This window comes from Paraburkholderia sp. (assembly GCF_035501035.1).
In the GTDB taxonomy this organism is placed as follows: domain Bacteria; phylum Pseudomonadota; class Gammaproteobacteria; order Burkholderiales; family Burkholderiaceae; genus Paraburkholderia.
In genome coordinates this window covers 23,461-47,605 of record NZ_DATJWR010000142.1, presented here as the reverse complement: position 1 = coordinate 47,605, position 24,145 = coordinate 23,461, and the positions used below count along the sequence as shown (strand labels likewise).

Below are 24,145 nucleotides of genomic sequence, written 5' to 3'. Positions count from 1 at the left end.
GCACGCTTGCCCGAGCTGTCGCGAGCCTTTCAGTCCATTTCATTTCTTTCCAGTTCGATCCGACATGAATTTCCCGCTGCCGCCGCAGGGCCGACGCAACCGGGTGTTTCCGCCGAGTCCGCCCACCCTGCATAGCCTCGCCTCGGTCATTACCGGCGTGGTCGTGGTGTGTGGCCTGTACTTCGGGCGCGAGGTGCTGATTCCCATCACGCTCTCGGTGCTGCTGAGCTTTCTGCTTGCGCCGCTCGTGACCATGCTGCGGCGCTTTCACGTGCCGCAGTTCTTCGCCATTCTCGTCGCGGTGCTCGCCGCCGTGCTCGCACTGGCCGGCGTGGGTGCGCTGATCGCCGCGCAGGTCTACCAGCTTTCCGCCTCCCTGCCGCAGTACCAGGAAGAGATCGAACAGAAAGTGCAAACGGTGCAGCAAAAGACCGTGGGCCGCGCCGACTCGCTGATGTCGCGCGCCGCCGCCACGCTGCAGCGTGTCACCCCCACGCCGCCGCCCGCACCGCCGCAGCCGCGCGGGCGCGCGGCGCGCAACCAGCCGCAGCAGCCCATGCCCGTGGAGGTCCACACGCCCGTGCCCACGCCGTTGCAGCTCGCGCAAAGAGCGCTCGCTCCGGTGGTTGCGCCGCTCGAAACGAGCTTCATCGTGCTCGTGGTGACGATCTTCATCCTGTTCCAGCGCGAGGATCTGCGCGACAGGCTTATCAGCGTGTTCGGCTCCGACGACCTGCACCGCACCACCACCGCCATCAACGACGCCTCGCAGCGGCTCTCGCGCTACTTCGTGGCGCAACTCGGCGTGAACGTCTCGGTGGGCGGGATCATCGCGGTCGGGCTCGCGGGCATCGGCGTGCCGGGGGCGCTGCTGTTCGGCGCGGTGGCGGCGCTCATGCGCTTCGTGCCTTACATCGGCATCTGGATCGCCGCGATCATGGCCACGATGGTCGCCGCCGCGACGCAGCCGCAGTGGACCATGGCCGTCTGGACGCTGATCTTCTTCATCGTCGTGGACGTGGTGGCCGGGCAATTCGCGGAGCCGATGCTCTACGGACGGCGCTCGGGCCTCTCGCCGCTTGCCGTGGTGGTGGCGGCGATCTTCTGGAGCTGGCTATGGGGACCGGTGGGGCTCGTGCTTTCCACGCCGCTCACGTTGTGCATCGTCACGCTCGGCCGCTACGTGGACCGCCTGAACTTCCTCACGATCCTGCTCGGCGACCAGCCCGCGCTCACGCCCGCGCAAACCTGCTACCAGCGCCTGCTCGCCGACGATCCGCACGAAGCGCTGCTGCAGGCCGACCGGCTGCTGGCGGGCATGCCGCTCATCGACTACTACGAGCAGGTGGTGTTCGAGGGTCTGCGATTCGCGCGCAACGACGCGCTGCGCGGCGTGTTGCCGGCCGAGCAGGTCGCGCGCATCAACCAGGCGTTGCTCGATATCGTCGAGGACCTCGAATCCGTAGACGATTCGCGCCACGCGGCGCCCGAAGACGACAGCGCACGCAAGACAGGCGAAGGCGAGGGCGCGAGGGGCGGCGAGTTCACGCTCTCGCCGGATGGGGGCGAGGTGCTCTGCGTGCCGGGGCGCGGCGCGTTCGACGAAGTGGTGGTGGCGATCATCGGGCAGTTGCTCCTGCGGCGCAATATCCCCTGCACGGCCACGACCTACGACGAAGTGCGCGCCACGCGCGCGGCCCTCGTAGATGCCGAGCGCTCGCCGGCCATCTGCGTGGTGACGCTCGATGCGCCCGAGTCGCCGCCGTATCTGCGCAATCTCGTGCGGCGCGTGCGCGAGCGCGCGCCCGAGGCGACCATCGTGGTGGGCGTCGGCGCGGCGCAGCGCGACGAAGGCGCCGGCATTGCCGACGACCCGGGCACGCTGTTCCCCACCACGCTGCGCGATCTCGTCGAGGAGTGCGGCGCGGCGCTGCGGCCGGCGCACACGCCGCAGGAGCCGAAAAAGGCAGTCACCGAGGACGCACGGGATCCATACAGCGCCGGGGCGAAATTGTGACAGTCATGCGGGTGTCACATTGAACCCCGAACATAAGCGACCCTGTGCCCCTGGTTGCGGCATTCGAGTTACTGGGAGACAACGTTGCTGAGCCCGCATGAATTCGCCACATTGATGCTGGTCCGCCATTCGCCGGACCAGATCGACATGAACCGCCACGAACTGGACACGCTGCTCGAGCGCCAACTGGTCGCGCTCGACACGTGGACGGAAGGTCATCGCCAGCTCTCGCTCACGACGGCCGGCCGTTCGCTGCTCGAAGCAGTGGGGCGGCTCGATGGCGTGACGGGCTTGCACGAGGCGTTCTGCAGCGAGCGTTTCGCGGCGAGCCTTTGATCGCATTGATGCGCCATGCGCGGCGCATTGCCTGTTCGGGCATGTATTGAGTGATGCCAGGTAATTGTGCGATTAACCGCACATGGCAGGCGCCGGCGTCTTGTGTCCCTTAACGGACACTGCTACGCTCCAACTTCCACTGGCGGTATCGATGAGCCCGATGATACGACTTTTCTTATGCAGTGCGAATGAGTGAGCGTGGCTGGGTATGGCTATTTGCGGGCGCGCCATGCAGTGCCATCGAGCATGAGAACCGATAGCTTTGTGCGGCGGCTCGCCTTTCAACTGGCCAACGGGTGTTCCCCTCTACGGGTTTATCCCCATCGCACCGCCTCTTTGTGGTCGTCAAACTGACTCCGTCCTCCAGAGTCTGCTTCATCTCACCTACCCCCTAAGCAAAAGGAGGATCTATGGCAAAGCGTATTGCCTACGTGACCGGCGGCATGGGTGGCATCGGTACCGCCATCTGCCAGCGTCTGCATAAAGACGGCTTCACGGTGGTCGCGGGCTGCGGTCCGAATTCGCAGCGTAAAACGCGCTGGATCGACGAACAGAAGGCCCTCGGCTACGACTTCGTCGCGTCCGAAGGGAACGTGGCCGACTGGGATTCCACGGTCGCGGCGTTCGAAAAGGTGAAGAAGGACGTCGGCGAAATCGACGTGCTGGTCAACAACGCGGGCATCACGCGCGACGTCGTGTTCCGCAAGATGACGCACGAAGACTGGACCGCCGTGATCGATACCAACCTCACGAGCCTCTTCAACGTCACCAAGCAGGTGATCGACGGCATGATCGAGCGCGGCTTCGGGCGCGTGATCAACATTTCTTCGGTCAACGGGCAGAAGGGCCAGTTCGGTCAGACGAACTACTCGACGGCCAAGGCCGGCATTCACGGCTTCACGATGGCACTCGCGCAGGAAGTGGCGACCAAGGGCGTGACGGTCAACACTGTTTCGCCGGGCTATATCGGCACGGACATGGTGAAGGCGGTGAAACCCGAAGTGCTCTCGAAGATCATCGACAGTATTCCGGTGCGCCGCCTCGGCGAGCCGCAGGAGATCGCCTCGATCGTGGCGTGGCTCGCGTGCGATGAATCCGGCTTCTCGACGGGCGCCGACTTCTCGCTCAATGGTGGCCTGCACATGAGCTGAGCGCCTGGGGCCCCCGGGCATTTGCCAGCACAACGAAGTTTTCGCGCGGGAGCGGTGTCATGCCGGCTCCCGCTTCGTTTTTTCGAGGCGCTGGTTCATTTTCCGAGCGTCGAAAGAAAAATGCGCCGGAAGCGGACTCCCGGCGCTCAAGTTCGACTCTGCGTGGTCCCCCACAGTCAGGGACAGGGTATGGGGCCGGGCAGAAGGGCCCGCAAGTCGTTGAACCCGCTGCCATGCTCCATGAGTGATTTAACGGCCTCGCACACGCGCAGGTGAATGCGGAAAAACCCCGGCTTTCGCGGGTTGGCTGTGTGTGCGACGTCGTGCGCGTCACCAGTCGCGCGTCACCAGTCGATGCGGTGACGCTCCTCGGTTTCGCGGTGCCGGCGGTCGTCGTCGCTGTGCAGGTAGAGGCTTGTGGTGGTCAGCGATGCATGGCCGAGGTTGTCGCGCACGAGGCGCAGGTCGAGATCGCCGTCGGCCATGTGGGAGCCCGCGCTGTGGCGCAGCCAGTGTGCCGAGGCGCGTTCGAGTTGCGCCGCACGCGCCTCGTTCTCGTGAGGCGAGCCGGTTTCGCTGCGTTGTTGGCGCAACCGTTCGGCTGCGCCCGCGAAAATGCCCTTCACGATCGCGTGGAGCGCCGCGCGCGTGAGCGGCTTCGTCGACTGGCCGATGGGCAGAACGAGCGGCGTGGTCTCGCGCTCCGTGGGCAACGCGGGCAAGCCGCGCTCGCGCCGGTAGCACACGAGCTCCTGCATCAGCTCGGCCGTGGCGGGCACGAGGCGCCGCCGGTCTCCCTTGCCCAGCACGTCGAGCCACCAGCGCTCCTTGCCGGCCGAATCGCGGCGCTTGAAGAAGTCGCCCATCGTATTCGTGCCCACTTCCGAAATGCGCAGGCCGCCCAGGTAGAGCAGCGTGAGGAGCCAGCGCGAGCGGCCGTGGTGTGCGCGCTCGCGCTCGCTTGCGCGCGGGAGGCTTTCGACATAGGCCTTCACTTCGTCCCAGAGTTCGCGCTCCAGGTAGCGCGTGATGCGCGGCTGGGCGCGGCGTGCGCGCTGGCGCGAGAGCGAAAGGGGATTGCCCGCGAGATAGCCCGCGCTCACGAGCCACGAGAACAGCGCGTTGAGGATCACCATGGCCTGGCGCTGGCTGGTTGGCGAGAGCGGCCCGTAGAACGGACGCCAGCGCGGGTCGTTGCGCGCGTGCTTGCGCCCGCCGCCCGCCACCCAGCGCGCGGCGGGCTGGGGATCGGCGAGGAAGTGCTGGTAGGCGAGCAGGTCTTCGTGCGTGAGTGACGAGAGCGGCTTGCCCGATTGCACGATCGCCCAGAGCATGAGGCGCTCGGCTTCCTTGCGATAGTTCTCGAACGTCGACTTCGAATCGGCGACGCGCGCGAGCCACGCGCGCACGGCGTCCAGGTCGTTGGCGGCGGCGATCTGCATGCGCCCCGCTGCGCGGTTCACGCCGTCGTGGCCGTCGAGGTCGGCGGGAAGTTCGAGCGTCTCGATGGGGCGCGGGGCGAGCAGGGCGGTTTGCATGGTGAAGCGGGGAAAGCCGTGGCTGGGAAAGTGAAAGGGACTATAACGCGGATGGGGCCGCCCGCGTACACCGTACCTATACAGTGGCCACCAGAATCGACTCGCCGCTCGCTGGCCGCAAGCCATCACTACGTTGTGCGAAATAATGCGCGGTGAGATCCGCAGTCGAAACATGGCGTGCCTCGCGAAGCCCCGCTGCGCGAGCGAGCGCAGTCATCTCGTCGGGTGCGAAGAAGCTCACGAACGGCGTGCCTGCGGCGCGCGCCCGCTCGTACACGGCGGCGTGCTGTGAGCGCTCGGGCTCGTCGATGAGTTCGAGCGGCAGCAGGAAGGTCATGGCTAGCGTCGAGCCCGGCGCGAGACGCGCGATCTGCTGCAGCGTCGCGCGATTCGCTTCGCGAGTGAGATACATGGAGACGCCCGTCGATGCGATCACCGCAGGGCGCGCGGCATCGAACCCGGCAACGGCGAGCCGCTCCCACCACGCTTCGCCGGCTTCGAAATCGACAGGCACGAAGCGCAGCCAATCCGGCTCCCGAAAGCCAGGCTCGGCGAGGCGCCGACGCTTCCACGCCTGCGGCCCCGGCTTGTCCACCTCGTACACGTGCAGCCGCGAGGCGATCTCGGCGCGGCGCTGCGCGAACGTGTCGAGACCCGCACCGAGAATCGCATATTGCTGCGCCAGGCCTTTCGCCGCCTGCTCGACCATGAGGTCTTCGACAAAGCGCGCCCGCCCCACGATGGACGCGCGATAGCCGCGTGTGCCTTCGGGGTGCATGTCGGGCCGCTCGCGCCAGTGGGCGCCGGGCGCGGCGATCCGCATGCCGGTCTCGTCTTCGAGCACGTGCGGTGAGTCGTCGACCTCGACGTGCAGCGCGCGCCATAGCGCAACACGAATGGCGGTGCTGTCGGGTGCGGCGGGTTGGCTGTCCTGCATGGCTGCGTGCTCCTGGGCCGCTTTGATCGGACGAATCGGACGAATCGGACGATTATCGCGCGAGTTGCCTCTCGCGCTGCGTTCCATAGAGCTCGGCGCTCACCTCCCGCAGCGCTTCGATCATGACGCTCGCGGCGGGCGTGGGCAGCCGGTCCGCGCGTGTGATGATGCCGAAGTCGTCCATCTGGCAATCCATCGGCACGGGCAGGATCGCCACCATGCCATGCGCCTCGTAGTAGTGCGCCACGTCTTCGGTGAGCACCGCGATCATGTCGCTCTGCTCCAGCACGCGCGTGATGAAAAGCAGCGCGGGCGTTTCCACCACGTTCGATGGCGGCGCGAGGCTCGCGCGCTGGAACATCAGCTCGAAGCGGTGGCGCAGCACGCTGCCCACGGGCGGCACTACCCACGTGGCGCGCGCAAGCTCGGCCAGCGCGATCGGTGCGCGAGGTGACTTGCCCGATGGCGTGTGTGCGCCGCCCAGCATCGGGTGCCCGGGCCGCACCACGGCGCACACGGGCTCGCCCGCGAGCGGTTCGTAGCGCAACTGAAGCTTGTCGTGCTCGGCGGAGAGGCGGCCCAGCACCACATCGAGCTTGTCCTGGGCCAGGTGTTCGAGCAGCACGTTGCTCGCGTCGATCTCCACGCTCACGCGCAGGTTCGCATGCGTGCGCTTGACCGCCGCGACGGCCGCCGGCAGCACGCGCACGCCCGGCGAGGTGATCGCGCCGACCGCCACGTGGCCAAGGCGCCCCGCCTTTAGCGCGCTCAGTTCCTCCTGCGCCTGGTCGAGGCTGCCGAGCACGGCGCGCGCGTGGCGCACCAGCGCGTCGCCGTAGAGCGTGGGGCGCATGCCGCGCGGCATGCGATCGAACAGCACCGCGCCGAGCGTCTCTTCGAGCTCGCGCAGCAGCTTCGAGGCGGCGGGCTGCGTCATGTTGAGCGCCGCCGCGGCGCGGTGAATGTTGCCTTCTTCGGCCAGCGCCACGACGAGCAGCAATTGCCGCGTCTTCAGCCGTGTGCGCACGTACCACGGGGTCGCATCGAGCATCTTTTCGCCTGATTTCCCAAATAGTTTTAGGTGTTTATACCAATGCCGGTTTCGATATCGGAAACGTCCGTTTTTTCATTAGAAGGTTATCAGAGATGTCCCTAGACTGTGCCGAACAACTCGCTCCTCAAGACGGACACGATGTCGGCAACCAAACCCAAACTGCGCTCCCAACAGTGGTTCGGCACCACGGACAAGAACGGCTTCATGTATCGAAGCTGGATGAAGAATCAGGGCATTCCCGATCACGAATTCGACGGCCGGCCGATCATCGGCATCTGCAACACCTGGTCGGAGCTCACGCCTTGCAATGCGCATTTCCGCAAGCTCGCTGAGCACGTGAAGCGCGGTATTTACGAGGCGGGCGGCTTTCCTGTTGAGTTTCCGGTGTTCTCGAACGGCGAATCGAACCTGCGCCCTTCGGCCATGCTCACGCGCAATCTCGCCTCGATGGACGTGGAAGAAGCGATTCGCGGCAATCCAATCGACGCCGTCGTGCTGCTGTGCGGCTGCGACAAGACCACGCCCGCGCTCTTGATGGGCGCGGCGAGCTGCGACGTGCCCGCCATCGTCGTGACCGGCGGTCCGATGCTCAACGGCAAGCTCGAAGGCAAGGACATCGGCTCGGGCACGGCCGTGTGGCGGCTGCACGAGTCGCTCAAGGCAGGCGAGATCGACCTTCATCATTTCCTCGCGGCCGAAGGGGGGATGTCGCGCTCGGCGGGCACCTGCAACACCATGGGCACAGCCTCGACGATGGCGTGCATGGCCGAGGCGCTCGGCGTCTCGCTGCCGCACAACGCGGCGATTCCCGCCGTGGACGCACGCCGCTACGTGCTCGCGCACATGTCGGGCATGCGTATCGTGCAGATGGCGCTCGAAGACCTGACGCTCTCGAAGGTGCTCACGCGCGAGGCGTTCGAAAACGCGATCCGCACGAATGCGGCCATTGGCGGCTCGACCAATGCCGTGATTCACCTGAAGGCGATTGCGGGGCGCATTGGTGTGTCGCTCGAACTCGAAGACTGGATGCGCATTGGCCGCAACACGCCGACCATCGTCGACCTGCAGCCTTCGGGGCGCTTCCTGATGGAGGAGTTCTATTACGCGGGCGGCTTGCCCGCTGTGCTGCGGCGCCTCGGCGAAGCGAACCTGCTGCCGCATCCCGATGCGCTCACCGTCAACGGCAAGTCGCTCTGGGACAACGTGCGCGAGGCGCCGAACTACAACGACGAGGTGATCCGTCCGCTCGACAAGCCTTTGATCGAAGACGGCGGCATCTGCATCCTGCGCGGCAATCTCGCGCCGCGCGGCGCGGTGCTCAAGCCTTCGGCGGCCACGCCCGAGCTGCTCAGGCATCGCGGCCGCGCCGTGGTGTTCGAGAACTTCGATCACTACAAGGCCACCATTGGCGACGAGTCGCTCGACGTCGACAAGGACTCGATCCTCGTAATGAAGAACTGCGGCCCGCGCGGCTACCCCGGCATGGCCGAGGTCGGCAACATGGGCCTGCCGCCCAAGCTCTTGCGCGAGGGCGTGAAGGACATGGTGCGCATTTCGGACGCGCGCATGAGCGGCACCGCTTACGGCACGGTGGTGCTGCACGTGGCGCCCGAAGCGGCGGCGGCCGGCCCGCTTGCCGCCGTGCGCAACGGCGACTGGATCGAACTCGACTGCGAGGTGGGGCGCCTGCATCTCGACATCAGCGACGAGGAACTCGCGCGCCGTTTGAGCGACGTCGATCCGGTTGCGGCGCCCGGCGTTGCGGAGCAGCAGGGCAAGGGCGGTTACGCGCGCCTTTATGTCGATCACGTGCTGCAGGCCGACGAGGGCTGCGATCTGGACTTCCTCGTGGGCAAGCGGGGGGCGGCGGTGCCGCGACATTCGCACTGATGCGTTGATGGCGGGCCGGCCGGTGCCCCGAACGCGCAAAGAACACGAGGCGCGCGAAACGGCCGAAAAAGAGCATAGAAGCTTTGCATGGGGCAGCACGGGACGCTAAAGCGTCGAGTGCTGCCAACAGCTTTGCAAAGGAGACACGATGACGAACCCCCAGGCGCTGCAACACGAGAGCCAGGCTCCCCAGGCGAGTGCTGCCGGCGAGCCGGCAAGCGAGGAAAAGCACATCGTCGGCCATATCGCGCGCCGGCTCGTGCCGTTTCTCGCGCTGATCTACGTGGTCGCGTACGTCGACCGCACGGTGGTCGGCTTCGCGAAGCTGCACATGAACGCAGCCGTGGGGCTCTCCGACGCCGCCTACGGCCTCGGCGCGGGTCTCTTCTTCATCGGCTATTTCCTGTGCGAGGTGCCGAGCAATCTCGCGCTCGCACGCTTCGGCGCGCGAGTGTGGTTTGCGCGCATTCTGTTCACGTGGGGCGTGATCACGATGGCGATGGCGTTCGTGAGCGGTCCGAAGAGCTTCTATGCGTTGCGCTTTCTGCTGGGCGCTGCGGAAGCCGGGCTTTATCCCGGCATTCTGTACTTTCTCACGCACTGGTTTCCCATGCGGCACCGCGCGCGCGTGATCGGCCTGCTCGTGCTCGCGCAACCCATTGCGGGTATCGTCACCGGCCCGATCGCGGGCGCGCTGCTCGAAACGCACGGCTTTTTCGGCATGTCGAACTGGCAGACGCTCTTCGTCGTGAGTGGCCTGCCCGCCGTGCTGCTTTGCATTCCCACGCTGCGTCTGTTGCCCGAATCGCCCGCGCACGCGCATTGGCTCAGCGAAGCCGAGCGCCGCTGGATCGAGCGCGAACTCGCCGCCGACACGCGCGCTTACCGGCTCGACGCACACCGCAACCCGTTCGCCGCGCTCAAGGACCGCCGCGTGCTGCTGCTCGCGCTGCTGTTCCTGCCGTTTCCGCTGTGCATCTATGGTTTGTCGCTCTGGTTGCCTACCATTATCAAGGCGTTCGGCGTGAGTGATTCCACGGCGGGCCTGCTTTCCGCGGTGCCGTATCTGTTCGCGGTAGTGGGCCTGCTCGTCGTGCCGCGCCATTCGGACAAGCATCGCGAACGTTACGGCCACATCGTCGTGGTCTCGGCTGCCGCGGCGCTGACGATGGCCGCGAGCGCGTGGTTCCGCGCGCCGGCGCTGCAACTGCTGTTCATTTGCCTGACTGCTTTCTCGATCTACTCGATTCAGGCCGTGGTCTGGGCGCTGCCCGGCGAGTTTCTCACCGGCGCGAGCGCCGCCGTGGGCATCGCGACGATCAACTCGCTCGCGAATCTGGGCGGCTATCTCGGCCCCTATGGCATCGGGCTCATCAAGGACGCGACGGGCAGCCTGGCGGCCGGTCTCTACTTTCTCGCGGCCACGCTGGTTTTCGCGGTGCTCGTGACGTTCGCCGTGCGTGCGGCGTTGCGCACGCCGCCGCGTGGCGCGGGGAACCTCGCGAGCGAATCGTGAAGCACCGGCCAAACATCACTTCGAAGCAGGACCGCTGACATGACTACGAGCCGTACGCCCCGCTACCGGGGCATTTTTCCCGTCGTGCCGACCACGTTCACCGAAACCGGCGAGCTGGATCTGGAAAGCCAGAAGCGCGCCGTCGATTTCATGATCGACGCGGGCTCGGACGGGATATGCATCCTCGCGAACTTCTCGGAGCAGTTCTCGCTCTCCGACGACGAACGCGAGCTCATCACGCGCACGGTGCTCGAGCACGTGGCGGGCCGCGTGCCCGTGATCGTGACGACCACGCACTACGGCACGAACGTGGCCGCCGTGCGCAGCAAGCGCGCGCAGGAGCAGGGCGCCGCAATGGTCATGCTGATGCCGCCGTATCACGGCGCGACCTTCCGCGTGCCCGAGCAGCAGATCTACGACTTCTACGCGCGCGTTTCCGACGCGATCGACATTCCGATCATGATCCAGGACGCGCCCGCGAGCGGCACCGTGCTGAGCGCCGCATTTCTGGCGCGCATGGCGCGCGAGATCGAGCAGGTGTCGTACTTCAAGATCGAGACGCCGGGAGCGGCGAACAAGCTGCGCGAACTGATCCGCCTCGCGGGCACCGACGCCGAGGGCCCGTGGGACGGCGAAGAAGGCATCACGCTGCTCGCGGACCTCAACGCGGGCGCGACCGGCTCGATGACGGGCGGCGGGTTCCCGGACGGCATTCGTCCGATCATCGACGCGCACCGCGAAGGCCGCATCGACGAAGCATTTTCGCTTTATCAGAAGTGGCTGCCGCTCATCAATCACGAGAACCGCCAGGCGGGGCTGCTCGCCTGCAAGTCGCTCATGAAGGAGGGCGGCGTGATTGCCTGTGAGCTGCCGCGCCACCCGCTGCCCGCAATGCATCCCGAAACGCGTGCCGAATTGATCGCCATTGCGCGCCGGCTCGACCCGCTCGTGCTGCGCTGGGGCAAGTGAATCGTTCGTCATCCAGAATAAAAAATCTCCCTGTCGTGAAGGGGCGGAGATCGTCATGAAAGCGTCTTATACGTTGGGCATCGTCGGCGTGGGCAAGATTGCGCGCGACCAGCATCTGCCCGCCATTGCGGGCAATCCGGGCTTCGAGCTCGTGGCGAGCGCGAGCCGCAACGCGCAGGTGGAGAACGTGCGCAACTACACCGACATCGGCACGCTGCTCGCCGCCGAGGCCGATCTCGACGCCGTCTCGCTCTGCGCGCCGCCGCAGGTGCGCTATGCGCAGGCGCGCGCCGCGCTGGAGGCGGGCAAGCATGTGATGCTCGAAAAGCCGCCTGGCGCGAGCGTGAGCGAAGTCGAGGCGCTGCGCGAGCTCGCGCACAAGCGTGGCCGCACGCTGTTCGCCACCTGGCATTCGCGCTGCGCGAGCGCCGTCGAACCGGCGCGCGCGTGGCTTGCCGAGCGCACCATTCGCGCCGTGCACGTGCGCTGGAAGGAAGACGTGCGCCGCTGGCACCCGGGCCAGCAGTGGATCTGGGAGCCGGGCGGCCTCGGCGTGTTCGATCCGGGCATCAACGCCCTCTCCATCGTCACGCGCATCCTGCCGCGTGAAGTGCTGTTGCGTGGCGCGACCCTGCACGTGCCGAGCGATTGCTCGACGCCGATTGCGGCCGACCTCGACTGCATCGATACCGACGGCGTGCCCGTGCGCGCCGAATTCGACTGGCGCCATGGTCCTGTCGAGCAATGGGAAATCGACGTGGAAACCACCGACGGCCTGCTTTCGATCGCAGAAGGCGGCAAGCGCCTCGCGATTGCGGGCGAGCCTGTTGCGCTCGAAGCCGAGCGCGAATACGCGACGCTCTACGAGCGCTTCCACTGGCTCATCGCGCACGGCACCGACGACGTGGACGTGCGCCCGCTGCGCCTCGTGGCCGACGCCTTCCTGCTAGGCCGCCACGTGGAAGTCGAGGCCTTCGGCCACTGAATGCCGCTTTTTTCATAGTTTCACCAAGACGCAACGACCACACCAGAGGAGACAGAAGCATGACCAGCAAGATCCGCCGTTTGACCCTTCGTGCCGTGCTCGCGGCAATGTGCGTGGCCCCGCTCGGCATGAGCGTGGCGGCGCATGCCGATTCGCCCGTGAAAATTGGCTTCCTCGTGAAGATGCCGGAGCAGGCATGGTTCATCAACGAGCAGAAGGCGGCCACCGCGCTCGGTCAGAAGGAGAACTTCGCGGTGGTGAACATCGGCACGCCGGACGGCGAGAAGGTGCTCGCCGCCATCGACAACCTCGGCGCGCAAGGCGCCCAGGGCTTCGTGATCTGCGCGCCCGACGTGCGCCTCGGACCGGCCATTCAGGCGCGTGCGAAGCGCTACAACATGAAGTTCGTGACGGTGGACGACCAGCTCGTCGATTCGTCGGGCAAGCCGCTCGCCAATGTGCCGCACCTCGGCATGTCGGCGTTCAAGATCGGCAACCAGGTGGGCCAGGCGATCTCCGACGAAATGAAGAGGCGCGGCTGGAAGCCCGAAGAAGTGGGTGCGCTGCGCATCACCGACTATGAACTGCCCACGGCGAAACTGCGCACGGACGGCGCAACGCAATCGCTCCTGGCCGGCGGCTTCAAGAAGGAGAACATTTTCGACGCCCCGCAAAAGACCACCGACGACGAAGGCGGATTCAACGCGGCTTCGCCCGTGCTCGCACAGCATCCGAACATCAAGAAGTGGGTGGTCTTCGCGCTGAACGAAGAATCCGTGCTGGGCGCCGTGCGTGCGACCGAGCAGCTGCATATTCCCTCGGAGGACGTGATCGGCGTGGGCATCAACGGCGCGGGTGAAGCCTTCGCCGAATTCCAGAAGAAGCAGCCTACGGGCTTCTACGGCACGATCGCGGTCAGCTCGACGAACCACGGCAAGGAGAGCGCGGAGAACCTCATCGACTGGATCCGCAACGGCAAGGAGCCGGCTGCCGACACGCAGACCACCGGCAAGCTGATGACGCGCGAGAACTGGCAGGCCGTGCGCAGCGAGCTGGGTATCTAAGGACTGCGTAATGGGCAGGGATGCAATGACTGAAATCACGATTGACGACGGCGCGCAGAGATCGGCGGACGCACGTGCGAGCGCTCAACAGGGGGCACGCGCGTACCTGGAGCTCGACGGCATTACCGTGAGCTTTCCCGGCGTGCGCGCGCTCGACCGCGTATCGCTCGAAGTGCGTGCGGGCGAAGTGCATGGCCTGATGGGCGAGAACGGCGCGGGAAAATCCACGCTGCTCAAGGTGCTTTCGGGCGTGAACCAGCCCCAGGAGGGCACGCTGCGCCTCGCCGGCGTGGAGCACCGCTTCACGACCACGCGCGCGGCGCTCGACGCGGGCATCGCGATCATCTATCAGGAACTGCATCTCGTGCCCGAGCTGACGGTGGCGGAAAACCTGATGCTCGGGCAACTGCCCAACCGCCTCGGCGTGCTCGACGAGGGCACGCTCGCGCAGCGCGCGATGACCGAACTCGAGCGCCTCGGCGAGCGTATCGACCCGCGCACGCCGGTCAAGAACCTCTCCATCGGCCAGCGGCAGATGATCGAGATCGGCAAGGCGCTCATGCGCGACGCGCGCGTGATCGCCTTCGACGAGCCCACGAGCTCGCTCTCGGCGCGCGAGACCCAGAATCTCTTTCGCATCATCAACGCGTTGCGTGCGGACGGCCGCGCGATCATCTACGTCACGCACCGCATGGACGAAGTCGACGAGCTCTGCGACCGCGTGACGGTGTTCCGTGACGGTAAGCATATCGAAACGTTCGAGTCGGTGGCCGATCTCGACCGCAACCGCCTCATTGCGGCAATGGTGGGCCGCTCGATCGAGGATGTGTACGGGTATCGTCCGCGCGAAGCGGGCGCCGTGCTGCTCGAAGCGAAGGGGCTGCTCGGGCCGGGTCTTGCCGAGCCAATTTCGTTCACGGCGCGGCGCGGCGAGATCGTCGGTTTCTTCGGTCTCGTGGGCGCGGGGCGCTCGGAGCTCATGAAGCTGATCTACGGCGCGACGCGCGCAAGCGCGGGCCATGTGGAACTGGACGGCAAGCGCGTGGATTTCGCGAGCCCGCGCGACGCCGTGCGCGCAGGCGTCGCGCTGTGCCCCGAGGACCGCAAGCAGGAGGGCATCGTCGCGATCGCCTCGGTGGCCGACAACCTCAATATCAGCGCGCGCCGCCACTTCAGCCCGGCGCGCTTCCTGCTCGACGCGCGGCGCGAACGCGAACTCGCTCAGGACTACATCAAGAAGCTCGCGATCAAGACACGCAACGGCGATACGGCCATCGGCACGCTCTCGGGCGGCAACCAGCAGAAGGTGATCCTCTCGCGCTGGCTTGCCGAGCGCATCGAGGTGTTCCTGATGGACGAGCCCACGCGCGGCATCGACGTGGGCGCGCGCGCCGAAATCTACAACCTGCTGTACGAGCTCGCGGAAGCGGGGCGCACGGTCGTGATGGTGTCGAGCGATCTCGCCGAAGTGATCGGCGTGGCGGACCGCATCATCGTGATGCGCGAGGGGCGTATTGCGGGCATCGTCCCGAAGGCCGAGGCCTCGCCCGAAGAGCTGATCAAGCTCGCGCTGCCGCGCTGAAAGCGTAATTTTTGTTTTTTGCCTTGCCGGCCGCGCGTGCGATGAAGGCGCGCGGCCGATCCGAAACGATGAACCAGAAATGAGTGAAGCCATGCAGCCACAGGGCACGCCAACCGTCAACGAAGCCGCCGCGCCCATGACCGCGTCGCGCGCGCGCGCGTGGGACATGATCAACAAATCGGGCATCGTGGTGGTGTTCGTGGTGCTGTTCGCGGTGCTATCCGCGACGGTGCCCGACTTCCTCACGACCCGCAACATTCAGGGCCTGCTGCTCTCCGTCACGCTGATCGGCTCGATTGCCGTCACGATGATGTTCGTACTCGCGCTAGGCGAGGTCGATCTTTCGGTCGCCTCGATCGTCGCGTTCTCCGGCGTGGTGGCCTCCACGGTCATCACGCAGTCGCATAGCGTGCTGCTGGGCATCGCAGCGGGCGTGCTGGCGGGCGGCGCGGTCGGCCTCGTAAACGGCGTGCTGATCGCGCGCTTCAAGATCAACTCGCTGATCGCGACGCTCGCCATGATGGAAGCGGTGCGCGGCCTAGCGTTCCTCACCTCGAACGGCGACGCCGTGATGATCTCGGAAGAACGCTTCTTCGATCTCGGCGGCGGCTCGTTCCTCGGCATCTCGTTCCCGATCTGGAGCAACATCGTCGGCTTCGTGGTGTTCGGCTTTCTGCTCAAGAAGACCGTGTTCGGCAAGAACGTGCTCGCGGTGGGCGGCAACAGCGAAGCGGCGCGGCTCGCGGGCTTGCCGGTCACGCGTATCAAGATCACGGTGTTCGTGCTGCAGGGGCTCATAACGGGCTTCGCGGGTGTGATGCTCGCTTCGCGCATGAGCCTTGGCGACCCGAAGACTTCGGTGGGCCTCGAACTCGGCGTGATCTCGGCGTGCGTGCTGGGCGGCGTGTCGCTCACGGGCGGCGTGGCCACGATCTCGGGCGTGCTGGTGGGTGTGCTCATCATGGGCGCCGTGCAGGACGCCATGAGCCTCATGAATGTGCCGACCTTCTATCAATACCTGATTCGCGGCGGCATCCTGCTGCTGGCGGTGCTGTTCGACCAGTTCCGGCGCAGCAAGCGGGCGGTGTGAGGCTCTTGAAGTCGAGGACAGGTGCGCTGCCGGCGTGCCTGTCCGCTCTCCGGTGATACAGCCTCAGATGTTTCGTGCCACGGCATTGGCGGCGCGATGCGAGAGCCAGGGCCGGCATCGGCCCCTGGCTCTCGCGGGCCCACGGGTGACCAGGAGACCGAAACCGATCCCTCGCCGCAAGGCTATGCGAAGCGCGGCAAACCGTTCGAGAAGTGGATCAATCGGGCACGGAGGGCGCCCAGGTTTCCAGCGCCGCCCCGCCCAGAATCGAATTGGCGTCCACGCGCGCGTTGTCGAGCTGCACGACGCTCGCCTGCCGCGCCGCCAATGCATCGCGATGCTCGATCGCCGTGAGAATGGCCTTGTGGCGCGGCAACGAAAGTGCGTGCGTGTTGGGGTGGCGGCTCGTGAGCTTGATCGACTCGGACAGCGCGAGCGAGAGCATGTTGCCGATATAGGCGAGCATGTTGTTGTGCGTGGCCGCCATGATCGCGCGATGGAACTCCAGGTCGGGTTCGAGCAGGTCGGCAGCCGTTTGGGCCTGCTCCATGCGCGCATACGCCGCGGCGATGCGCGCGCGGTCCTCATCGCTTGCGTTGATGGCGGCGAGCGCCGCGGCTGCGGGCTCGATGATCTGCCGCACGGTCATGAGCGAGCGGAAGAACTCGCCTTCGGGAATGCTGTTGACGGTCCAGTACAGCACGTCGGGGTCGAGCATGTGCCATTCATCGCGCGCGCGCACGACGCTGCCCACGCGCGGCTTCGAAACGACGAGGCCCTTGGCAACGAGTACACGCGTCGCCTCGCGCAGCACGGGGCGGCTCACGCCATAGGTTTCGCATAGCGTGGGTTCGGCGGGCAGGCGCTGCCCCGGCGCGAACGCGCCGCTCACGATCTGCATGCCGAGCTCCTGCACGATGCGCGCGTGCATGCTCTTGCGTTTCTCTAGATTGCGGTAATCCATGATTGTCCGGCCCGGGGGTTGCCCGGTCGGAGCGTCTCCCTGTGTTATGAGGTCAATGCGCGCTGGTGGCGCGCATCGCCCGGTATTCCCGCCGCACGATGTCCATCAGCTCGGCCACCGAGGTGTTGGCGCTGTGCTGCTCGTACGTCACGCGGCCTCGCTGCATCAACATGATGCGATCTGCAATGTCGAGCGTTTGCGCATAATTATGCATGATCATGATAATCGATAGGCCGCCCTTTTCCTTCAACCGCATGATGAGATCGATGATGAGGCCCGCTTCGCGTGCGCCCATTGCGGCGAGCGGTTCGTCGAGCAACAGGATCCTGGCGTTCGAACGCACCGCCCGCGCCACCGCGATGGCCTGGCGCTGTCCGCCCGAAAGCCGCTCCACGGGGAGGTCCACGGAGGGCACGTGCACGCCGATGTCGTCGAGGAGCTGTGCCGCGCGCTCGCGCATCTGCTTGTGATCGAGCAGCAGCTTGAAGGGGCCGCGGCGCACGATCTCGCGGTTCAGGAACATGTTGTGATAGATCGAAAGCGAGTTCGCGAGCGCGAGGTCCTGATAAACGCATTCGATGCCGAGCGAGCGCGCATGGTCGACCGAACGCAGCAGCGTTTCGTTGCCGTCGATCTGCAACGTGCCGCTCGTTTGCTGGTGAAAGCCCGTGAGGATTTTCACGAGCGTGGACTTGCCCGCGCCGTTGTCGCCGAGTATGCCGAGTATCTCGCCGCGCCCGAGCGTGAAAGAGACGCCGTCGAGCGCGGTGACCGCGCCGAAGCGCTTGACGATGTTGTCGCCGCGCAGCGCGAGCGGCGCGGCGGCGGTCACAGCCGTGGCGCCCGGGCCGCCCGGTGAGCCTTGTGATTCGTCCATCATCGGCTTCCCTTGCGGCGCAGGCGCCCTACGTGAATATTGAAGATCATGGCGGCGAGAATCGCGGCGCCGAGAATGATGTTGAACGTGAAGGCGTTGATGCCGATGAGCGTGAAGCCGTCATTGAGAATGCCGAGCACGGCCGCGCCGATCAGGCCGCCCACGATCGTGCCCGAGCCGCCCGTGAGCGGCGTGCCGCCGATCACGGCCGAGGCCACGGCGAGGAACATGATCTGGTTGCCGCCCGCCTGCGGGTCGATCGAGGTGATGCGAAAGCCTTCGAGTATGCCGGTGAAGCCCGCGAGCACGGCGGCGATGATGAAGTTGCCGAGGCGCAGCCGGTTCACATGTATGCCGGCCTCGCTCGCGCCGAGCGGATTCGCGCCCGCTGCCTGCGTGTGCAGGCCCCAGCGCGTGTGCCGCAACAGCACGTGCATGAAGAACGCGATGACGACGGTCCAGATGATTTCGCTATAGCCCCACGCGCCCATGAAGGCCGAGAACTCGGGCGAACCGGGCGTCTGGACCGGCGTGCCGCGCGAGACCGTGAGCGTGATGCCGTTGATGAGGAAGAGCGTGCCGAGCGTCGTGACGAACGAGGGCAGACGCAGCCACACGGTCACGGCGCCGTTCACGAAGCCGACGATCGCGGCGGCCACGAGCCCCGCGATCACGGCGAGCCACATGGGCGCGCCCGCGTCGTTGGCGAACACCATCATGAACGGCGCGAACGCGAACACCATGCCCGCCGAGAGATCGATGTCGCCGCCGATCATCAGCATGATTTCGCCGAACGCGATGATCGCCACCGGCGCGATGAACTGCGAGAGGTTGACGAGGCTCGCGTTCGTCAGCAGGAAATCGCGGTTCGAGAATTCGAAGTACGCCGCGAGCAGCGCCGCCACGAGGAGGATGCGCAGCTCGGGTGCCCAGGCGGAGAGCCATTGCCCGCGCGGGCGGGCAGCCCGCGCGGAAACTTCTGCGTTGCCAGTTTCGTCCACTGTATTCATCACGACTTGATTGCGCCGTTCATCGGAACGATTTGCGGCTTGGTGGTCTTGCCTTCATAACGCGTCGAGGTGTTCAGGTAGGGCTCGACGGTGTCCTTCGTCACGAACTTCAGGCCCGTGTTGGTATCGGCCGGGCCGACGAGGCCGCCCGAGGCGAGCGTCACGAACGCCTGCATGACCGTATAGAAGCCCTGCACGTACGGCTGCTGGTCGATGGTGAAGTCGAGGAAGCCTTCGTGAATGAGCTGGACGGTGGTGGGCAGCAGGTCGAAGCCGCCGCCGTGCACGCCCTTCGAAGGCAGGTTCTGGTCCTTCATCACCTGCGCGACGCCCTGCGTGCTGCCGGCATCGACGGCGAACATGCCTTTCACGTCCTGGTGACCGAGATAGAACGACTTGATCTTCGAAAGCTCTTCGTTGACGGTCGCGCCCGTGGCCACGGTCTGGATGTCGATCTTCTTGCCGGACTTCTTGATGGCGTCGCTCGCGCCATCCAGACGCGGCTGGATGTTGAGCTGGCCAGGCGTGGCGATGAAGAGCGCCACCATGCCGCTGTCGATGAGGCTCACGATACGCTCGCCCATCTGGTAGCCCGAGAGATACAGGTCCTGGCCGATATAGGCTAGGCGCGGATTCTTCTTGCCGCGCGGCGCATCGGCGTTATAGGCGAACACCGGAATGCCGGCGTCGAGCGCGGCCTGGATGGGCTTGTCGAACGCGGTGGGGTCGACGATCGGCACGGCGATCGCGTCGGCCTTCGCGGCGATCGCGGAATTCACGGCGCGCACCATTTCGCCGGCGTCGGAGGTGGCCGAGCCGGTCCACTGGTAGTCCATGCCCAGCAACGAGCACGCGTCCTGAATGCCGTATTGGGTCGGCACGAAGAACGGGTTCGTGGTGACGTGATTGACGAACACGATCTTCCACTTCTTGTGCGCGGGGAACGCCGCCTCGGCGGCCTGAGCCGTCGAAATGAGTCCGCCGCCGCTCACCGCGCCGAGCAGCGAGAGCGCCGCGCCCAGCCCCGCACCTTGCATCAGGCCGCGCCGGCCCGTGTCGATCAAGCTCTTGCCGTCTTTTGCGTCATCCCGATCCTGCGCCATGTCTTCCTCCGTTCTTGTCTTCGTGGTCGAATGGTCGACTTATCGTCGAAAAGCGTGCAGCTACTGGACAGTACCGGTGGTTCGCACGTGCGCCGCTCACGAGGGCAAACAGCGATGACGCGATGGACAACCGCAGCGAACGCGCGTTCGCCTGGCGCCGACGGTACCGCAAAAAATCTTAGTGCAGTGTGATGAGGCCTCCTAATCCATGTATACCCGTAACTAATCCACAGCGCCTTGCGCGGATGACAACGGGCTTACGCGCCTTTTGCCCCTTGCATGCGCGGTGGAGCCGAAGCGAGCTTTGCCTGGTCCATCGAAGTGGCGGCTTGCGTGCGCGGCTGGGTGGCGCGCGGTGCGCCGCGCCCCGTGCCCGTGGATTTGCGGCGCGCGGCGTGGCGCTCGGTCGCGCGCTGCAGCAGGCAGAACGCGCAGAGCAGCGCGCCGATCACAATGCGCGTCCACCACGAACTGAGCGTGCCGTCGAAGGTGATGAGCGTCTGGATCGTGCCGAGTATGCCCACGCCGAATACCGAGCCGATCACATAGCCCACGCCACCCGTGAGCAGCGTGCCGCCGATCACGGTGGCGGCAATGGCGTCGAGTTCCATGCCTTGCGCCTGGAGGCCGTAGCCCGAGAGCACGTAGAGCGTAAACACCACGCCGCCGAGCGCCGAGCAAAAGCCCGAGAGCGCGTATACGCCGATCTTGGTGCGCGCCACTGGCAGCCCCATCAGCAATGCGGAGCGTTCGTTGCCGCCGATCGCGTAGACGTTGCGCCCGAAGCGCGTGAAGTGCGCGATGACGATGCCGGCCACGAGCATGGCGATTGCGGTGAGCGAGCCCGTGGTGAGCGAGCCGCTGCCCACGGGAATGCTGAACTCGGAGAGCGCATGAAAGCCGGGGTCGTTGATCTGGATGGATTCCGTGGTGATGAGAAAGCAGGTGCCGCGTGCGAGGAACATGCCCGCGAGCGTGATGATGAACGGCTGCAGCCTGAAGAAGTGAATGAGCGCGCCCATGCCCGCGCCGTAGAGTGCGCCGCATGCGAGCACGAGCGGCACGACCACGGCCACGGGCCAGTGCAGCTTCTCGGTGCCCACGGCGCAGAGGATCGTCGTGAGCGCGACCACGGCGCCCACCGACAGGTCGATGCCGCCCGAGATGATCACGAACGTCATGCCGATGGCGACGATCAGCAGGAACGCGTTGTCGACCAGCAGCCCGAAGGCGACTTGAAGCGAGAAGAAGCCCCGGTACATGACCGAGCCGAAGCCGAACAGCGCGGCGAAGAGCACGACTGTCACGACGATGGGCAGCACGCGCGGATCGACGAAGCGAGTCGCGCCGCGCCGGCACGCTGCGAGCGTGTTCGAGAAGGACAGGGCAGGGCGGGTCATGCTGGGTTTCCCCCGAATGTGCGCACTGGCGTTCAGGCGCGCGCGCGCCGCGCGAGCGCGATGCGCCTGAGTTGGTGAAACGCGAAGGCGCGCGCGGCGGGCGACTGGATCAGGCACACGAGCAGCACGACCACGGCTTTCACGACGAGCGTGGCCTCGGGCGGCACGCCGATCGAATAGGTGGTGTAGGTGAGCGTCTGGATGATGAGTGCGCCGAGCACCGTGCCCGCCAGGCTGAAGCGTCCGCCCAGCAGCGACGTGCCGCCGAGCGTCACGGCGAGGATCGCGTCGAGTTCGAGCAGAAGGCCCGCGTTGTTGCCGTCCGCGCTGCGCACGTTCGAGCTGATGAGGATGCCGGCAATGGCGGCGGTCACGCCGCAGAAGGCGTAGGCGCCGAACACCACGGCCTGCGAGGAGAGGCCCGCGAGGCGCGCGGCCACCGGGTTCACGCCGATCGAGCGGATGAAGAGGCCGAGCGCCGTGCGATTGACGATGAGCGCGGTGAGCACGGTCACGGCGATGGCGATCCACACGGCGCACGGCACGAGCGCGAAATACCCGCCGCCCGCGAACAGATAGCCGGGCGCGCCGATGGGGATGATCTGCCCGCCCGTGAGCAGTTGCGCGACGCCGCGCCCCGCCACCATGAGGATGAGCGTGGCGATGATGGGCTGCATGCCGACGAAGGCCACGAGCAGCCCGTTCCACATGCCGGCGACGAGGCCCACGACGAGCGCCGCGCCGAACGCGGCGCCCACGCGGCTCGGGTCGTCGGCGAGCACCGTGGCGGCTGCCGCACCGGCGATCGCGACGACGGCGCCCACGGAAATGTCGATGCCGCGCGTGGCGATCACGAGCGTCATGCCGAGCGAGACCACGACGAGCGGCGCGGCGCGCATGAGGATGTCGATTGGCGCGCCGAACAGGTGGCCGCCCAGCAGCGTGATGGAGAGGAAGTTGCCGCGATGGACGACGTCGACGACGAACAGGCACACGAGCGTCGCGGCAGGCCACACGAGCGGATGCCTGAGCGCGAGCGTGAGCCACAGGGGCAGGGCCGGGCGTGTCATCGGCGATCTCCGGCGATGAGGTCGTAGACTTCGCGCTCCGAGCGCGCCGCGCCCGAAAGCTCGGCCACCTTGCGGCGGTCGCGCAGCACGGCGATGCGGTCGCTCACGCGCACCACTTCGCTGATCTCCGACGAGATGAACAGGATGCCGAGGCCTTTCGCGCAGAGCGCGCGCACGCGGTCCATGATCTCGAACTTGGCGGCCACGTCGATGCCGCGCGTGGGCTCGTCGAGTATCAGGAGGCGCGGCTTCGTGGCCAGCCACCGCGCGAGCAGCACCTTCTGCTGATTGCCGCCCGAGAGCAGGCCGATGGCCTGCTCGGCGTCGCGCGCCTTGATGCCGAGCTGCTCGATGTATTCGTTGGCCAGTTCGCGCTGGCGCGAGCGCCGGATCATGCGCCACCAGCCGAGTTGTGCCTGGAGTGCGAGCACGATATTCTCGCGAATCGAAAGATCGGCGACGATGCCTTCCTTTTTGCGGTCTTCAGGGCAATAGGCGAGGCCGTGGCGCACCGCGTCGCGCGGCGAGGTGAGCTTCACCACCTTGCCCTGGATGCGCACCGCGCCCGCGTCGGCACGATCTGCGCCGAACAGGAGGCGCGCCGTTTCGGTGCGGCCCGAGCCGAGCAGGCCGGCGAGACCCAGAATCTGGCCCGGCTGCACTTCGAGATCGAGCGGGTTCAGCACGCCGCGGCGCGCCACCCCTTGCGCGGCGAGATATGGTTCGGCATCCGTAGCAGTTGCGGGGCCGTGCGCGACCTCGGCGTGCGTGAGCCGCTCGCCCGCGTCCTGCAGGCCCACCATCTTGGCGACGAGGGTCTGCACGGGCAGGTCGGCCGCGAGATATTCGCCTTCGCGCTCGCCGTTGCGCATCACGGTAATGCGGTCGGAGATGGCGTAGGTCTGCTCCAGAAAATGCGTGACGAAGAGAATCGCAATGCCCGAAGCCTTCAGCTTGCGCAGCACTTCGAAGAGGCGCGCGACTTCGCCTTCGTCGAGGCTGGAAGTGGGCTCGTCGAGAATCAGGATGCGCGCGTCGACGGACATCGCGCGCGCAATCGCCACCATCTGCTGCATGGCGATGGGGTAGGTGTCGAGCGACTGCGTGACGTCGAGCGAGAGGTTCAGCTCGGCGAGCGCCGCTTCGGCGCGGCGGTGGATCGTCTTCCAGTCGATCAGGCCGCGCTTGCGCGGCTGGCGCCCCGCGAAAATGTTCTCCGCCACCGAAAGGTTCGGGCAGAGATTCACCTCCTGGTAGAGTGTCTGGATGCCGGCGGCTTCGGCTTCCTGTGGCGTCGAAAAGTGCACCGCCTCGCCCGCCAGCCGGATCTCGCCGGCCTCGGGCGCGTGGACGCCGGTCAGCACGTTGATGAGCGTGGACTTGCCGGCGCCGTTCTGGCCCATCAGCGTGTGGATCTCGCCGGGGTACAGACGAAAATCGACCCGGTCGAGCGCGCGCACGCCGGGGAAGGTTCGGGTGAGACCGACGGTTTCGAGTATCGGTGAAGCGCTCATAGGCAACCGTGAGAGAGGCCAGTGCGCGCGACGCGCCTCAGGAGCCCTTCAGGATGAAAGGCCAGGAAGCGCGCCGCG

20 protein-coding genes are annotated in these 24,145 nt (G+C 66.3%); 10 read left to right on the top strand and 10 right to left on the bottom strand.

Annotation, left to right across the window (positions count from 1 at the left end):
• Positions 1 to 64: 64 nt before the first annotated feature.
• The 3 genes from VMJ11_RS09935 to VMJ11_RS09925 all read left to right on the top strand — a co-directional run bounded on the left by VMJ11_RS09935 (position 65) and on the right by VMJ11_RS09925 (position 3,504).
• A complete protein-coding gene (locus VMJ11_RS09935; protein ID WP_325619243.1) occupies positions 65 to 2,017 on the top strand; it encodes an AI-2E family transporter in 1,953 nt (650 codons plus the stop codon).
• Positions 2,018 to 2,101: 84 nt separating this feature from the next.
• Positions 2,102 to 2,353: a hypothetical protein gene (locus VMJ11_RS09930; protein WP_325619242.1), complete on the top strand. Its 252-nt coding sequence runs from the start codon at positions 2,102 to 2,104 to the stop codon at positions 2,351 to 2,353.
• 410 nt (positions 2,354 to 2,763) lie between these two features.
• Positions 2,764 to 3,504, top strand: coding sequence for a 3-ketoacyl-ACP reductase (locus VMJ11_RS09925; RefSeq protein ID WP_325619241.1), 741 nt, complete (start codon positions 2,764 to 2,766; stop codon positions 3,502 to 3,504).
• A gap of 344 nt (positions 3,505 to 3,848) precedes the next feature.
• Here VMJ11_RS09925 and VMJ11_RS09920 read toward each other — a convergent pair whose 3' ends face one another.
• The 3 genes from VMJ11_RS09920 to VMJ11_RS09910 form a co-directional block, all read right to left on the bottom strand.
• Positions 3,849 to 5,042 (bottom strand): tyrosine-type recombinase/integrase, encoded by a 1,194-nt coding sequence (locus VMJ11_RS09920; RefSeq protein WP_325619240.1) that lies wholly within the window; start codon positions 5,040 to 5,042, stop codon positions 3,849 to 3,851.
• A gap of 76 nt (positions 5,043 to 5,118) precedes the next feature.
• On the bottom strand, positions 5,119 to 5,979 hold the full coding sequence (locus tag VMJ11_RS09915) for a class I SAM-dependent methyltransferase (protein WP_325619239.1): 861 nt from the start codon (positions 5,977 to 5,979) through the stop codon (positions 5,119 to 5,121).
• A gap of 52 nt (positions 5,980 to 6,031) precedes the next feature.
• Positions 6,032 to 7,030, bottom strand: a complete 999-nt coding sequence (locus tag VMJ11_RS09910) for a LysR substrate-binding domain-containing protein (protein WP_325619238.1) — start codon at positions 7,028 to 7,030, stop codon at positions 6,032 to 6,034.
• 141 nt (positions 7,031 to 7,171) lie between these two features.
• Here VMJ11_RS09910 and VMJ11_RS09905 point away from each other — a divergent pair, with 141 nt between their 5' ends.
• The 7 genes from VMJ11_RS09905 (at position 7,172) to araH (ending at position 16,129) form a co-directional block, all read left to right on the top strand.
• Complete coding sequence (locus VMJ11_RS09905) at positions 7,172 to 8,923, top strand: IlvD/Edd family dehydratase (RefSeq protein ID WP_325619237.1); 1,752 nt, start codon at positions 7,172 to 7,174, stop codon at positions 8,921 to 8,923.
• A gap of 148 nt (positions 8,924 to 9,071) precedes the next feature.
• Positions 9,072 to 10,439: an MFS transporter gene (locus VMJ11_RS09900; RefSeq protein WP_325619236.1), complete on the top strand. Its 1,368-nt coding sequence runs from the start codon at positions 9,072 to 9,074 to the stop codon at positions 10,437 to 10,439.
• 39 nt (positions 10,440 to 10,478) lie between these two features.
• Entirely contained in the window at positions 10,479 to 11,408 is a 930-nt protein-coding gene (locus VMJ11_RS09895; protein WP_325619235.1) for a dihydrodipicolinate synthase family protein, read from the top strand.
• A 55-nt stretch (positions 11,409 to 11,463) separates the two neighbouring features.
• Positions 11,464 to 12,393 (top strand): Gfo/Idh/MocA family oxidoreductase, encoded by a 930-nt coding sequence (locus VMJ11_RS09890; protein ID WP_325619234.1) that lies wholly within the window; start codon positions 11,464 to 11,466, stop codon positions 12,391 to 12,393.
• A 59-nt stretch (positions 12,394 to 12,452) separates the two neighbouring features.
• Positions 12,453 to 13,457, top strand: coding sequence for an arabinose ABC transporter substrate-binding protein (locus tag VMJ11_RS09885; RefSeq protein ID WP_325619233.1), 1,005 nt, complete (start codon positions 12,453 to 12,455; stop codon positions 13,455 to 13,457).
• A gap of 25 nt (positions 13,458 to 13,482) precedes the next feature.
• Positions 13,483 to 15,039, top strand: a complete 1,557-nt coding sequence (araG, locus tag VMJ11_RS09880) for an L-arabinose ABC transporter ATP-binding protein AraG (RefSeq protein ID WP_325619232.1) — start codon at positions 13,483 to 13,485, stop codon at positions 15,037 to 15,039.
• Positions 15,040 to 15,118: 79 nt separating this feature from the next.
• Positions 15,119 to 16,129, top strand: coding sequence for an L-arabinose ABC transporter permease AraH (araH, locus tag VMJ11_RS09875; RefSeq protein ID WP_325619231.1), 1,011 nt, complete (start codon positions 15,119 to 15,121; stop codon positions 16,127 to 16,129).
• 217 nt (positions 16,130 to 16,346) lie between these two features.
• Here the strand turns inward: araH and VMJ11_RS09870 are convergent, their stop codons facing one another.
• The 7 genes from VMJ11_RS09870 to VMJ11_RS09840 form a co-directional block, all read right to left on the bottom strand.
• Complete coding sequence (locus VMJ11_RS09870; protein WP_325619230.1) at positions 16,347 to 17,093, bottom strand: FadR/GntR family transcriptional regulator; 747 nt, start codon at positions 17,091 to 17,093, stop codon at positions 16,347 to 16,349.
• Positions 17,094 to 17,145: 52 nt separating this feature from the next.
• Entirely contained in the window at positions 17,146 to 17,970 is an 825-nt protein-coding gene (locus tag VMJ11_RS09865; protein WP_325619258.1) for an ATP-binding cassette domain-containing protein, read from the bottom strand.
• Positions 17,970 to 18,980: an ABC transporter permease gene (locus VMJ11_RS09860; RefSeq protein WP_325619229.1), complete on the bottom strand. Its 1,011-nt coding sequence runs from the start codon at positions 18,978 to 18,980 to the stop codon at positions 17,970 to 17,972. The genes VMJ11_RS09865 and VMJ11_RS09860 overlap by 1 nt, the downstream gene beginning before the upstream one ends.
• Positions 18,980 to 20,083, bottom strand: a complete 1,104-nt coding sequence (locus VMJ11_RS09855) for a sugar ABC transporter substrate-binding protein (RefSeq protein ID WP_325619228.1) — start codon at positions 20,081 to 20,083, stop codon at positions 18,980 to 18,982. Before VMJ11_RS09855 ends, VMJ11_RS09860 begins: the two co-directional genes overlap by 1 nt.
• Before the next feature lie 257 nt (positions 20,084 to 20,340).
• Positions 20,341 to 21,483, bottom strand: a complete 1,143-nt coding sequence (gene yjfF, locus VMJ11_RS09850) for a galactofuranose ABC transporter, permease protein YjfF (protein WP_325619227.1) — start codon at positions 21,481 to 21,483, stop codon at positions 20,341 to 20,343.
• Positions 21,484 to 21,515: 32 nt separating this feature from the next.
• Positions 21,516 to 22,553 (bottom strand): ABC transporter permease, encoded by a 1,038-nt coding sequence (locus VMJ11_RS09845; RefSeq protein ID WP_325619226.1) that lies wholly within the window; start codon positions 22,551 to 22,553, stop codon positions 21,516 to 21,518.
• Positions 22,550 to 24,067 carry a sugar ABC transporter ATP-binding protein gene (locus VMJ11_RS09840; protein WP_325619225.1) on the bottom strand — a complete coding sequence of 506 codons (1,518 nt, stop codon included), beginning with the start codon at positions 24,065 to 24,067 and terminating at the stop codon, positions 22,550 to 22,552. Before VMJ11_RS09840 ends, VMJ11_RS09845 begins: the two co-directional genes overlap by 4 nt.
• Between the last annotated feature and the right edge of the window lie 78 nt (positions 24,068 to 24,145).